Annotated in this window: 13 protein-coding genes; 7 read left to right on the top strand and 6 right to left on the bottom strand. The window is 57.6% G+C overall.

Annotation, left to right across the window (positions count from 1 at the left end):
- Window positions 1-61: 61 nt before the first annotated feature.
- Window positions 62-724, top strand: a complete 663-nt coding sequence (locus BTUS_RS16950) for a hypothetical protein (RefSeq protein WP_052300615.1) — start codon at window positions 62-64, stop codon at window positions 722-724.
- A 61-nt stretch (window positions 725-785) separates the two neighbouring features.
- Here the strand turns inward: BTUS_RS16950 and BTUS_RS11190 are convergent, their stop codons facing one another.
- From BTUS_RS11190 to BTUS_RS11170, 5 genes are all read right to left on the bottom strand, one after another.
- Window positions 786-2,042, bottom strand: a complete 1,257-nt coding sequence (locus BTUS_RS11190; protein ID WP_013076190.1) for an MFS transporter — start codon at window positions 2,040-2,042, stop codon at window positions 786-788.
- Window positions 2,043-2,312: 270 nt separating this feature from the next.
- A complete protein-coding gene (locus BTUS_RS11185) occupies window positions 2,313-2,672 on the bottom strand; it encodes a GerW family sporulation protein (RefSeq protein WP_013076189.1) in 360 nt (119 codons plus the stop codon).
- Window positions 2,665-3,537: a hypothetical protein gene (locus BTUS_RS11180; protein ID WP_013076188.1), complete on the bottom strand. Its 873-nt coding sequence runs from the start codon at window positions 3,535-3,537 to the stop codon at window positions 2,665-2,667. Before BTUS_RS11180 ends, BTUS_RS11185 begins: the two co-directional genes overlap by 8 nt.
- Before the next feature lie 52 nt (window positions 3,538-3,589).
- On the bottom strand, window positions 3,590-4,072 hold the full coding sequence (locus BTUS_RS11175) for an anti-sigma factor family protein (RefSeq protein ID WP_013076187.1): 483 nt from the start codon (window positions 4,070-4,072) through the stop codon (window positions 3,590-3,592).
- 3 nt (window positions 4,073-4,075) lie between these two features.
- Window positions 4,076-4,663 carry an RNA polymerase sigma factor gene (locus BTUS_RS11170; protein WP_013076186.1) on the bottom strand — a complete coding sequence of 196 codons (588 nt, stop codon included), beginning with the start codon at window positions 4,661-4,663 and terminating at the stop codon, window positions 4,076-4,078.
- 349 nt (window positions 4,664-5,012) lie between these two features.
- Here BTUS_RS11170 and BTUS_RS11165 point away from each other — a divergent pair, with 349 nt between their 5' ends.
- Complete coding sequence (locus BTUS_RS11165; RefSeq protein ID WP_013076185.1) at window positions 5,013-5,582, top strand: phospholipase D family nuclease; 570 nt, start codon at window positions 5,013-5,015, stop codon at window positions 5,580-5,582.
- Window positions 5,583-6,123: 541 nt separating this feature from the next.
- Here BTUS_RS11165 and BTUS_RS11160 read toward each other — a convergent pair.
- Window positions 6,124-7,467 carry an IS1380 family transposase gene (locus tag BTUS_RS11160; RefSeq protein ID WP_013076184.1) on the bottom strand — a complete coding sequence of 448 codons (1,344 nt, stop codon included), beginning with the start codon at window positions 7,465-7,467 and terminating at the stop codon, window positions 6,124-6,126.
- Window positions 7,468-7,637: 170 nt separating this feature from the next.
- Here BTUS_RS11160 and BTUS_RS18470 point away from each other — a divergent pair, with 170 nt between their 5' ends.
- From BTUS_RS18470 to BTUS_RS11140, 5 genes are all read left to right on the top strand, one after another.
- Complete coding sequence (locus BTUS_RS18470) at window positions 7,638-7,778, top strand: hypothetical protein (RefSeq protein WP_169307972.1); 141 nt, start codon at window positions 7,638-7,640, stop codon at window positions 7,776-7,778.
- A gap of 485 nt (window positions 7,779-8,263) precedes the next feature.
- Window positions 8,264-10,084 (top strand): hypothetical protein, encoded by a 1,821-nt coding sequence (locus BTUS_RS11155; RefSeq protein ID WP_013076183.1) that lies wholly within the window; start codon window positions 8,264-8,266, stop codon window positions 10,082-10,084.
- Window positions 10,074-10,739 (top strand): L-threonylcarbamoyladenylate synthase, encoded by a 666-nt coding sequence (locus tag BTUS_RS11150; protein ID WP_013076182.1) that lies wholly within the window; start codon window positions 10,074-10,076, stop codon window positions 10,737-10,739. Before BTUS_RS11155 ends, BTUS_RS11150 begins: the two co-directional genes overlap by 11 nt.
- On the top strand, window positions 10,736-11,878 hold the full coding sequence (gene gcvT / locus BTUS_RS11145) for a glycine cleavage system aminomethyltransferase GcvT (protein WP_013076181.1): 1,143 nt from the start codon (window positions 10,736-10,738) through the stop codon (window positions 11,876-11,878). The genes BTUS_RS11150 and gcvT overlap by 4 nt, the downstream gene beginning before the upstream one ends.
- Window positions 11,859-13,076 (top strand): MFS transporter, encoded by a 1,218-nt coding sequence (locus tag BTUS_RS11140; protein ID WP_041304177.1) that lies wholly within the window; start codon window positions 11,859-11,861, stop codon window positions 13,074-13,076. Before gcvT ends, BTUS_RS11140 begins: the two co-directional genes overlap by 20 nt.
- Window positions 13,077-13,080 lie beyond the last annotated feature (4 nt).

Raw genomic sequence — 13,080 nt, 5'->3', positions numbered from 1 at the left:
ACAGAACGTGGCACAAAGAGTTCTCTTCTTGAAATTGTTGTAACCAAACTGAGGACATTTTGTGAGGGGGGTGGTCTTGGTGTCCATCGGCCATGGAGGCAGCGGCGGAACCCGGACGAGTCTCTTGGTCTCTTTTGACGGGGGAGCCGCCCGTGAACTCGTTTCCCGGGAGGAGCTGAACGCAGGACTTGGCGCAAAGATCGAGTATCAGGCCGGCTTTCGGGCGGTGGTGACGGAGTCCCGCGCCGGACAGTCGATCACCGTCGACCTCAGCAGCCGCAAGGCCGACTACCTGCGGCTGGGGATTTACGATGCGAGCGGAAAATTGCTCAAACCCGTCGCGGGATTGGTGGACGGGTACGGCGTGTTCGTGCCGGTGCGGCTGCCGGACGGCGCCGAAGTTTTCGAAGGCCGACAGTTGGTCTCCGGCGCCCATCACGCGGACGGGTTGGCGGTGCTGGCATCGACCTGGACCCTGAAGGACGGGCACCTTCAACTGCAGGGTGTGCGTGTTCTGCCCTTGGGGCCGGGCGGAGGGGCGCACGATCCGGTCGATGAGAACGGGGACGGGATTGGCGAAGCCTTGATCGGGGAACAGCCAATCGCCGGTGCCGCCCATGTGGACCGATTGGGCACCGTGGAGTCGCGCTGGCAGGTATCGGGCGATCGCCTGATCCTGCAGTCGGTTCGGATTCAACCGAATCGCATTCCGACCGGCTCGTAGCCGTTTTCCGCAGTCGGCGGCCGCCGGCGGTGCTGCGAAAGGGGCCGCCGACGGCTCAAACTCAATATCCGCGTTTGGTCAGAATCAAGCCGCTGATGCCGCCGACAAAGGCGAAGATAATTAAATACGGGAATCCGACGGCGAACGAGATGCCGAGAATGTACGTCCCGACGGCGGCGATGATGTTCTCGAGGCCGTTGAGCAAGCCCGCGCCCACGCCGACATTGCGGCTGGGGAACATCCGCTGCAGGGAGCTCCAGATTGTCGGCAGGACGACGCCGTTCATCGCTGCGGAGATGGAGATGAGGATCATCGCCGGGGTCAGATCCGCCGTTCGGGTTCCCAGCCACAGGCCCAGTCCGGCGATCAAGGTCCCGATGCCGGCAAAGACCGAGCGCTTCATCAGTTTGTCGCTGATCAGTGCGGTGATGATCATGAACACGGTCATCAAAATGTACGGCAGCATGTACCAGAAGCCGGTCATGTGCAGGTCGATGTGCCGCACCTTCATGAGATAGTTCGGCAGCCAGAAGGTGATCCCGTAGAAGACGGTGGCCATGCCGGACCAGTTGATGAGCAGCAGCCAAAAATCCCCTTTGCGCAGCACGTCCCCGACGGTCACGGATTCGCCCGCTTCCTCCGCTTCCGCCTCGGCCCCCGCCCGGATGTACTCCAGTTCGGATGCGGACACGAAACGGCTCTGTTCCGGCCGGTCTTTCGCCACCCACCAAATGATCGGCACCATGATCACCAGCCCGATGACCGCCATCACATAAAACGGCACCCGCCACGATCCCGAACTGAGGATCAACCAGGTCACCAGGGGACCCGTGATAATGGGTCCGACGGTGAGGCCGAACTCCCAAAACATGTTCGCACGGGCCCGCTCCATGGGCGGAAACCAGGTCTTGACCCATTTGGAGTTCATCGGCCAGTGCATCCCTTCCCCGAGGCCGAGCAATACCCGAGAAAGCACCAAGGCCAGGGAACTCCACACCGCTCCGGTGAACAGAGTCATCACCGACCACCAAACCAACGCGATCAACGCTACCTTGCGGGGACCCAGTCGATCTCCGAGATAGCCCCCGAAGATGTTGGCCAGGCCGTAGGCAAACAAAAACAGGCTGTTGGCGAGAGCCAAGGCGTTCGTGGTGACCACACCGCTTTTGACCATCTCCGGACCGGCGATGGAAATATTGGTGCGGTCGATGTACGAAATGAGCAGAAGAATCCACAATGCGATCGCGAACCACCAACGGAACCGAGTGGTCGGTCGATCAACAGCGCCCAGACCGCTCAGCGAACTTGGATGAGACATGAAAACTCCTCCCTTGCCTGCCGACGGTGACTTCGACAGGGAAATCATACGCCGATCCGAGGGACATCATTCCGGACCGAAGAGGCATAGACATAAGGTGTCCCGGTGATCAGACAACATTATCATAAGAATTGTGTCCGCACTGTGTCAATCGTTTGTTTGTGGAGAACAACGCGGGACAAAGCCCGGAGCGCGCCGGGCGACCGGCGGGATATCCATCGCCGTCATCGCGCGGGTTCGCACTCCGGGCCTCCGGACGAAAGTCGGGGATCAGCTTTTCTGTTCCGGGGACTTGCGGAATTGGTTGATTTTGGAGGCCAGCTCGGGGACGAGCTCGGCCAGCCTCTCCAAGGCGCCTTTTTGGGTGAGCGAAAAAACTTTCACGTCGTCGTCCCGGATGACCACCAGCGCCGTGGGGGTGAGTTTCGCTCCTGCGCCGCCGCCGCTGCCGGTGCCCCCGGAACCTTCGGGTTCATTGCCCTGTCCGCCGCCGCCGCCGAAACCGAAGGATGCGCTGACCACCGGGATGAGCGTGGTGTTGCCGGCGGTGATGGGTTCGCCGATCACCGTTTTCGTGTTTACGAGATTTTCCAAATGCGCCACGATGGCGTCCACCGTTTCTTTAAACATCAGCAGGAGCCTCCTTTGTGGTTGTCTTCATTCGTTTGGTTTTTCGCCAGGTCCAAAGCAGGTTTCGAATCTCTTTTTTCCCGAGCAGGGACAGCGCGGCGATGAGGACCACCGCTGGGATGAACCGGGCATCTCCGGTGAGGACCAGCTCCGGAACCGAGCCGGCGAAGTCCGGTTGCACATCGAGGTGCAGCCGGCCCGGTGGTGTTTTCCCGGGTCTCTTTCTCCCCGTTCGTCCGCCGGCGGAGGCGACCGCGGAGCCGAGCACCGCGTGGACGGCCGTGAGCCAACCGGTCAGCGCCGGGTCCGGGGTGGCATAGGTGCCGTGGATCCCCACCTGAAGGTGCAGGGCGCCGGCCAGGCGGCGCAAGGCCAGGAGAGCCGGGGCGAGCCCATGCTCCTCGCGGAATCGCCGGAGGAGCCGCAGGAGGTTGCGCTGGCTCCCTGTGTGTCTGCGGCGTTGAACCTGCCGGCCGCGGCGCCGGTGTCTCCGCTTTCGCCCGGAAGCCGACGCGTCCCGGGAGAAGCCGCTTCGGCGAATCACCCGGATTCCCGCCACGCGAATCTCCACGGCGGGTCCCGGGCCGCCCAGCGGTGCAGGGCCGCTCCGCGGTTCCCGGTTGTTCGGCGGTGGATCCCTTTCGCCGGCCCGTCCCGGGTCCTCGCCGGTGTCCGCCAGTCGGATGCTGCCGCTCGCAAAGCGCATCCGGACGAGGCCCAGGCACCAGGCTGCGGACAATTCGCCTTGCAATACCGCCCCGACCCGGCCCGTCCCGCGAAGGTGCCAGGGCGCGATCAGGAGGAGGACGAGCAGCCCCGCCGCCGCCCAGCCCGCGATCTCCAGGGTCCGGAGAAACAGGATCATGGGGACGGCCCCCTCGCCGGAACCGATGATTTTGCCCGGATCATCGCCCCGATCATCCGGGCCGCCTCCGCCGCAGAAGTCTGCCCAACAGCCCCGCCGGTTTCGGCCCCTCTTCGGATGCCGAGCCCCTATCCAGCCGGCTGGACCGGGACAAGAGGCGCGCCCCGGGGATATACTGCATCCCTGCAAAAACAGGGCGCCAGACCGCGGCTTGCGCCTCCAACCAAAGAAACGCCGCCCGGCGCGCTTCCGAGCCCGCCTTTTGTCCCCGGGATTCCCTGCTGTGCCCGTCTTCCTTCAGCCACTGTCGCCGGGTCTCCCGCACGGCGGCCAGCACCTGCCGGCGCTGATACATCAGTTCCGGGGCCGGTTCCACATCGGCGGCCCGGTCCAATTCCAGCCACAGCAGTTTCAAAGCGGCCAACTCCCGGCGGCAGGCGAGACAGCCCCCCAGATGTCGCCGCACCGCTTCCTCCTCCTCCGGATCCAATTCCCCGTCCAAATAGGTCTGCAATTGCATCGGGTGGCACTCCATCCATCACACCTCCCAACCGTAAAGACCGGCCAGTTCTTCCTTGAGCCGGCTTCGGGCGCGAAACAGATACGTCTTGACCGTGCCCACGGGCAGGCCGGCCGCGTCGGCAATTTCCTGGTAACTCATGCCCTCCTGATGGCGAAGAGTCACGACCAATCGGTAGGGAGGCGGCAGCCGCTCCACCGCCTGCCAGAGGCGGACGCTCAAATCCCGCCATTCCACCTCCCGGGCCGGATCATCCCCAGATGCGAGGGTGTCCGCCAGGACCAAATGTTCACCCAGGGGATGTTCCAGGGAGAGGTCGGCATGCCCCTGCCCCGCCCTCTTGTCGCGTTGCCGGTTGAGGCAGAGGCGCACCGCCACCTGCCGCAGCCACGGCTTGAACGGTCGCCCGGGCTGAAACCGGTCCAGGTGGCGAAAGGCCCGGATGAACGTCTCCTGGGTGAGGTCCAGGGCATCGTCCCGGTTCCCGGTCAATCGGCGACACAGGGCGTAGACGTATTTTTCGTAACGGTTCATCAATTCGCGGTATCCTTCATCCTCGCCGTGGAGGCAGAGGAGGATCAGCCGGCGGTCTTCCTCGGCGGACATCCGGATGCCCCTCCTTTCCCCGATCCCATCCCCACTATACCCGGAGAGAGGGCCGGAGGTTTCAGCCCGTCCCGCTCCCGGCCCAAGAAAATTTTCCGGACGGCAGGAGTCTTCAATCGTTCGGCAGACCCTGTTTAATATTTTTTAAAAGAGAATTTGAACGGACTTAGCACTGCCTTGATAGTCGGGACGTAAAATTGCCTGGGGCACGAATGGAACGGATTGCAGAAGACATCCGTACGAAGGCGTCGCACCGGATGTCCGGTTCCACCTTCGAAGCGCTTCTGTCGCCGGGAGCCTTTCGATGGCGACCACATCTGACCACATCTCATGGGAGGGGGAATGTTTCGTGCGAAAATTCGCTCTCAGCAGTCTCATCCTGATCGCGGGGTTGTTGGTCGGTTACGGGAGCGCGGTTTTGCCTTCCGTTCCGAACCAGGCGGAAGCCGCTGTCACCGGGGGAGTGGTGGACTGGGCCTTCACCCGGGCCGGCCAGCACCCGGAGCAGAAGCTGGAGGACGTCATCGGCTCGGCCAAGAAGAACCTGGACATTGCGATCTATAGTCTCACGAAGCCCGACATTGTCGAAGCGATTAAACAGGCGAAGCAACGCGGCGTGGCGGTGCGGATCATCACGGACGAAGGGGAAGCGCAGAACCGCACCCAACAGGATGTGCTGAATACCCTGAAAAATGCAGGAATCCCGATCAAAGTGGATACCCACAGCGGGCTGATGCACCTGAAGGTGACCATTGCGGACAAGTCCGTGGTGACCACCGGGTCGTACAACTACTCGACGGCCGCCAGCACAACCAATGACGAGGTGTTGGTGGTGATCCGGAATTCGACGATCGCCAATGCCTGGGACGAGCAGTTTGATCAGATGTGGAACGATAGCAAGAACTTCAAGGTGTGGTAGAGCGGGGGCCCAGGGGTCGTTCGCTTGATTGACCATCCATCAGCCATGAACGGGCCGGCGTGGGGGTTGGAAAAAGGGGAGGTGCCCTGCTCGGCCGTCTGGAAGGCCGTACGGCCGAACGGACCGCGTGCTTGGTGGTCCAGCCTGACAGCTCCAACCCCGACTCTTTTGGATGAGGGTTGGGAGAGTGCCCTTCGTTCTTGCCGCTCTCGTCAAGAAACATATGTGGAAGCCGGACCGTTCGAAATGGGGTTACCATATTACCTTCTTTCACATTGATGCAACACCCACGTGCTCCATTTAACCACCAGAATACGAGGGCAAAGGAGGGAAGTAAAAAATGGAGCGTTGGATTCATACCTGAATCCGTGATACCCGGCCAATGGCTGGGCCTTATCGGCCGTCGATCTGCTTGGAGATAGTCCGTAATCTTTCCTGAGCTCCCTTAAGGGCAGGGAAGGATCGATGATTGGAGAAGTGCCCAGGCGGAAATAAACCCCTGTACAAAGGGGCCCCCCGTATGGTTACCTGCACTTCCTGTTCAGCCAAACGCCTCATACAACCGCCGAAACACAGGCAGCCACCGATTCCCTCGCCCCAGTCGCAGCCGCATTTGCCGGGCATGCTTGATCATCTTGGCCGCCAACGTGATCAGATTCTGAATCACGGTGCGAAGGCGACGCCGCTGAGCTTTCTTCCGCAGCGGCCCATCCTGCTCCTGGAGGCTTTCCTGCCCCATGATGCGAAGCAGGTTGTGGGCGAGGAGGCCAAAATGCAACACCAGATCATTGGTCGCGAATTTCCCTGAAGGCAGCCGCTCCAAATCCAAATCCGTCTTGATTTCACTATGAAACTGCTCCATCGTCCCGTGCGCGTGGTACACGTCGATGACCACCGAGGGATCATCCGGCAAACTCGTGAGATACACCGAGACCTCAATCTGTGGGATCAGCAGGATCTGGCCATCACTTAGCATGGTTCGCTCAATGACCTCGAACACCATTCGGACCGGCTTTTCCAGGCCTTTCATCGGACTCATGAGCGCTCCCCGATACACCTTTTTCCCCTCGCGAGGCTGTTCGCAGGTCCCGTGCTGCTGCGCCGTGAGCAGCCACGCCTCTGGGCTCTCTTTTCTCAAATTCTTCCTGATGATAAAATCGGCCGCGGTCTCCTCACTCCGGCATACCTTCAGGTTCTCCACGCTGTCGTTGCCCGCATCCATCCGTACCAGTGGCCGTATATCTGAGACCTCGTGCGCATAGCGAATGCTTTGCACGAGAAACGCCGCCGTTCCTTTTTGGCAATGGGTGCTCTCGGTCCGAAGTTCAACGTTGAGGGCGTATCCTTCTTGCTCCAGATACGCAAAGATCGGCGCATACCCGTCGCACCCCTTATAGGTTCGAGAAACCCCTTCCTTTTTGGTCCCGGAGTTATCAAACGGCGACACGTCGATATCCAGGGGCAGATAGGTGCGCTTGTCCTCTCCCAGGACGATCGGAGTCAACGGGATGTTGATTATGCGCAGCAAACGGGCAGACTCCTCGAGAATTGCCCTCTGCCATCGGCGTTTGGCGTCCGGGGCCACCAAGTCCAAACGCTGACGCAGTGTCGGGCTCGAAGGCACATGAGCCACGCCCAGTGCGTCGGGGAAGGATTCATCCTCACGAAACGGTTCGATATGGTCAAAGTCACTCTTTCCTTGGCATAACAGCCCGAGATACGAATAGGCGACACCCCGATTCGAGATGGTCGTATAGGAGCGTTCCGGTACGTCGAAGGCATTGAGACGACTGGCCAGTTGAGTTTTTCCAAGGAGCCGCCCGACCAAAGCCAGACCCGAATGAGTGGTTAGAATTTCGTCTGATTCTTCAATAATATAGTGCATTCCCCATCACCTCATGGGTGAACATAGATGACAAGTCTTCTATGCCCATTTTACCTGATTTGAAGAGGAAATTTGTGCCATTCCATCCATTCGGCATCACGGATTCAGGACACTTTAAAAAGGGCAAAAAAATGTCTTGACAATGGGGTCCACCTCCGTTTGAGTTGCGGGTGCCAGCGAAAGTCAAGGTGCGAAAGGGATTGGTAACGGTGCAGCATCGGGGGAGACGGCTGGCACCGGGGTGGTATGAGGTGACGGAGGGTGGTCGGGTGGTGGTGAAAAAGAGGCCGCCGAAGTTGAAAAAGGGATGAATTATTTTTCGACATGTACTAGGACTAAAAGCCTAGTTTCTTTGAACTATTGATTTATTTTTTGTAACGGTGTGTTTGCAAAAATATGGAAATGGTAAATTTATGTAGCATATCATGCAGTGGAGGTTTAATGGGGTCGATAATTGTCGAATCAAATGTCGAGAATTGTCGGTGCAATAGGCGTTTTTACCTATTGTACGGGGCCAAAAGGAGCAGTAGACTACATCGTGTACCAAATATTGTTTGGGAGGTGAAGAAGCTAGGCTGCGATGTATGGAGAATATAGCGGTCAAATGTGGCTTTTTGCAGTGAACGTCTCGGGTCGACGAGTCGCTGGAAATGGGCCAGCCACCAGCTCCGGTGTGTGCTGAACATCGGTGACGGTCCAGTTTCGTCTATCAAACGTTCACATGTGCCCAAGCTCCGGGAAGTATTTATAAATCACAAGATTCTGAATTGAAATAGTTCAAAGGGGGGAGATTCCAATGTCTTCTCATGGTTTTCGAGACTTGATCCGCGAGACGGGGGAGGCGGTCCGATCGTCGATCCGCGTATCGGACATGATCGCGCAGATTGTCACCGTCAACGGCCGGATCCGGTTGGATGACGGGCTGCGGAGCCTCACGGACTTGCAGTTGGAGTTTTACGAGGCGTTTAGGAAGGAAGGGTACACTTCGCCGTTGATGGATTGGGCGGACTGCCGGCTTGGCATGCGAACGTTCGGTCTCGGGATGAGGGCGTACGGACGGATTCTCTGGTTCGATGCCGGACCGGAAGGCATGACGCCGGTTGGTCCGCCCCCAGGAGAAAACGATGTGATTTTTGGTTATGTGTTGGTGCCGGAGTACATTTGTGAAGACGTTCGGTTTGCATACCTTCGAAAGCGAGCGGTGCAAGCGAAATGGTATGAATCCGCCATGTGTTGCATGCAGGAGAGAACTCCGCGGGAACTGGTCGACATGCTCCGGTTCTGTTCGTTCGCCATTTATCACATGGCGCCGGTATTGTTTTACACGGAAGAGGAGACGTACACCAACTTTTACAGGCACAACAATTTGATCTCGGACGATGGAGAGGGAAATTCGCGGGGTTACCTGTTCGATCACTTGGCGGAAAAGCCTTTGTCGGAATGGACAGATAATCAGATATGGTTCGTTTATTCTCTTTATTTTCTGTTGCGATCGGGACCGCCGGCGAGAGGGGAGGAGTTTAACGGATGCCAGCTCACTCCGCCGAGGCTGCGCGACTTTTTCGAACGCAAATTTCGAGACTACCGGTTGTGGACGACGTCGATTTCCGATGCCGACGCCGAACGGTTTCGGAAAGCGGACATTCCGGCACAGGCCGAGATGCTCCGGGGTTGGCGCGAGAGTTTGGCGGTGGATCGGTTGTTTTACCGGGAAATTAACGGCTTGAACCTGCTCAAACGAGAAACGAGCATGCCGCGCGATGCCGTTTCCACTGACTGGGGGATGTTTCCAGACGATCTCCAGCGTTACTTCGCGGCCGTCTACGAGATTAACGTGACGGAATACCCAAACTTTTACGAGGTAATGCGCCTGTTGATCCGGCGTTTCGCGGAGGCCGGTCCGAAGCCGAAGCGGTACTGCGCGGACGTGCTGTCTCCGATCGAAGAAATCGTCTATACCATCGTCCGGTCGGCGGTGTGGCATTCGAATTCAGATATCGGGATGTCCCGGTCCATTCGAGATTACACCGCGTTTACGCGCGCGGTCCGGGAAAACCGAATTCGGGATCTTTGCGAGTTCAAACACACGGATTATTTTTGTTGCGTCGTTCCGAGTTTGGCGATGGTCCGCGGCATGAAAGAGCACCAGCCGTTTTTGTCAGGCGTTCTCAAAGCGATCTCGACACGCATGCAATATAATAGTTGGCACTATCTTCCTGGAAATTTTCCGTTCGATGCTGTGCCCCCGGGTCGTCACTTTTATTTTCCACCCGAAATGCCAGACACGGCGGAGTGGTCCGACCAGCATCACAAGGGACACATTTTGGCGTCTGTACGTTACAGCATCCGATCGCCATATCATGTGACACTGGATGGACGAAAGTTTTTAGCTTTTTTCGATTTGCGCCTCATGAGGCAGTCCGGCCCGCCTTACCACGAGGCTGACCTTGTCGAAGCCGTGCGGTATACGTGCTATTTGCACGCCGTTTACCAAGCGTTATTGGACGAAGCGGCTGAAAGCGGATTCGCGTTTCGGTTTGAGGGGTTCACCAAGGAATGGTACGATCAGTATGGTGGGCTAACCTTAAGGTTCGAGGAGGATTTGTATGTCGTCTGATCTGTTTCGTCATCCCAAGGTTTTCGCGTCCGACGAAGAAGGTATCGCGAAGGCAGTCGAAGTGTTGTCTGTGGGCGGAGTAGCGATTTTGCCAGCCGACACTGTCTACGGATTTTTCGCGAGTGCTGTCCAGCGCGAACCTGTCGAACGAGTGTATCGAATCAAGCAAAGGGAAAAGCGGAAGCCATTTGTCATTTACACCAACGAGAAGAAAGTCCGAGACATTGTTGAGGTAAACGAAACGGCGGAACGGCTGATCGAGCTCGTTTGGCCGAAGGCATTATCGCTGATTTTGCCAAAAAGAGACATAATTCCTGATTGGTTTACGAATTTTCAACGGACGCTTGCGGTTATGACCGCTCAAAACCGGATCATTTCCCGGGTTATTGCGGAAGTAGACGAACCGATTTTTGGGACGACTTGTAATATGTCTGGAGAACCGGAATTAAAGAAAGCCGAGGAAGTCATCAGGTTTATCGACCAGGTCGACATGATGATCGCGGATGACAACATCCCCATATATAACAAGCCGTCGACGATGGTGGACTGCACCGTCGCACCGCCGAAAATCGCGCGGCTATCGTCGTTGTCGTACGATGAACTCAAAGAAATAATTCCGGATCTGGAGATTGATTTGGGGAGGCGATTCGCGTGACCTTGGTTAGGACAACGCCGTATTATCCGCACCATGTGGCGTTGGGCGCAAAAATGATGGAAAAAGGCGGCTGGATCCGGCCAGCCGTTTATACGTCGGTGGAGGAGGAAGTCAGGAATACGCGGACGAACGTCGGTATCATTGATGTCCATTCGATGGGCAAGTTCGAGGTGATCGGCCGCGAAGCGTACCTGCTTATGCAATACGCGATGACCAACGATTTGAGGCGCATCGGCAAAGGGCGTCAGGGCATTTACACTTGCCTGTGCAAAGACGATGGTGGCATCGTCGACGACGTGATCGTCTATTATTTGGACAACGAACTGTTTTATCTGATTACCAATACGCTTTCCCGGGAAAAGGTCGGTCGTTGGTTGGCCGATATGCGCGATCGGCTCGCGGTTGACGCGCACGTGATCGACGTGACGAGCTCGACGGCATATTTGGCTGTCCAGGGGCCGAAATCTGCGGACGTGGTGGCCGAGTTGCTCGGTGATGGAATTCGCGCGCTGAGCTACTTCGAAATGGCTGAGTTTCGGCTGTCCGACTCGCCGGTTTTGTTGACTCGTACGGGATATACGGGAGAATTGGGATATGAACTTCATTTTCCGTCCGAATACGCGTTTTGGATGTGGGAATGCGTGACTGAAGCGGGGCGCGGGTACGGTATGCGACCCGTCGGCGGCTTTGCGATTCAGACGCTCCGGGCGGAAAAGGCGTATCGCGCGTACGGGACGGATATGGACGCAAATACCAATCCATTCGAGGCGGGACTGGGCTGGACGGTGCGGTTGGACAAGGGTGATTTTGCCGGCAAATCGGCGCTGGCCGACATCCAGCATCGGGGTGTCACCAGACGGCTGACCGGTTTTCGGCTGGACTTGGCAGCCGGTTCGTTGCCGGAAAAAGGGACAGCGCTCCGTTGCGAGGGCCGAACGGCGGGATATCTGACGACCGTCTGCGCTAGTCCGACGCTCGGGTGCGTCATCGCGATGGGCTATGTGGGTGCGGAATTTTTCCGAACGGAAAGATTCGAGATCGGAGACGCAAACGGCGGGTTTGCTTTCGTTACGGAGATGCCGTTTTACGATCCGAAAGGGGAACGGGTGAGAATGAGGTGTGCTCGGGTTGAGCGCTGAAGAGGTTCATTTCGGTCGGGTGGTTCGGTTGTTCTATTGGTATCGGTTGATTTCGCGGTTTTATTTGTATTTGCCTGTAATGGTCGTGTTTTTGCTGGATCGAAAGCTGACTTATTTGGAAAGTGGCGCGGTTCTTGCTGCTTACGGCTTTGCGGTGATGGCGTCGAAGCCGGTTGTCGCGCGAATTGTCCGCATTTGGCCGAAGAAGGCGGTGTTATTCGTCGGCGAATGGCTGAAATGTCTCGGGATTGTCGGCCTCGTCTGGTCCGGTGAATCGGTCGCTGCCCTGATCGTCTCGCAGGCGTTGATCGGGTTCGGGTTTTCGTGTTCGCAAGGGACCGATTCGCTGCTTCTCAGCCATTGGACGGAAAAATACCGGGCAAACGATGCTTACAGCGAAATCGAAGCGAAATCACAGAGTTACATTTTTTTGGCTGTTCTGGTGTCCGGTGTCGCAGGGGCGGTGTTGGCTGAAATCGATCTAAGGCTTCCCTTCTATCTGACCGTTCCGTTCAATTTCGCGGCGTCGTGGCTGGTTCTCGGGTTTGTGGAGGAGTCCACAAAGCGTCCGGACGTGTCCGCACTATCCGAGCCAGAGTCAAAAACGGCTGGCGACGAGGGCGTTTCTGGATTGTGGCGCCTGGCGCACGTGATTTCCTTTTACGCGGTTAACCGGGCAACGATCATGGCCTATTACGTGCTTGTTTTTCCGTTGTTTCTGTTCGTCCGGGCGCACGTTTCTGTTGGATATTTCGGCATCCTGTTGGGCTTGTTCTCGCTGTCGGCGTTTTTGTCCGGGCGATGGCTTGGTGCTTTTTCGCGGCGTTTCGGCGAAAAAACGGTATGGGCGGCGGTTCCGTCTGCGCTTTTGGTCTCGTCGATTCTGCTTTTGTCTGACGCGATGTGGGCGTTCTGGATTGTGCCCGCCTTGCTCGGCTTGGCGGCGGGTACAGTGCGGCCGCTCGTTTATGGGTTTTTGAAAAAAGAGGCGGGAGCGCTTAAGGCGGCAGCGGTTTCAGCAGCGGAGTTTTGGTTCGCTTGGTTCAATGCCGGTTTTCTACTGGCGATTGCAGCGCTGTTCGAATGGAGCGTGCGCGGCGGGCTCTGCATCGTGATGGCCGTTTTATTCCTTCTGTCCGTTTGGCAGGCCGCGCAATGGAAACGTTCCGGTGCCCGTCCTGATACTGCCAAAGTATAACGAC

It is taken from the genome of Kyrpidia tusciae DSM 2912, assembly GCF_000092905.1.
GTDB classification, from domain to species: domain Bacteria; phylum Bacillota; class Bacilli; order Kyrpidiales; family Kyrpidiaceae; genus Kyrpidia; species Kyrpidia tusciae.
This window is presented reverse-complemented; position numbering and strand designations above follow the sequence as displayed.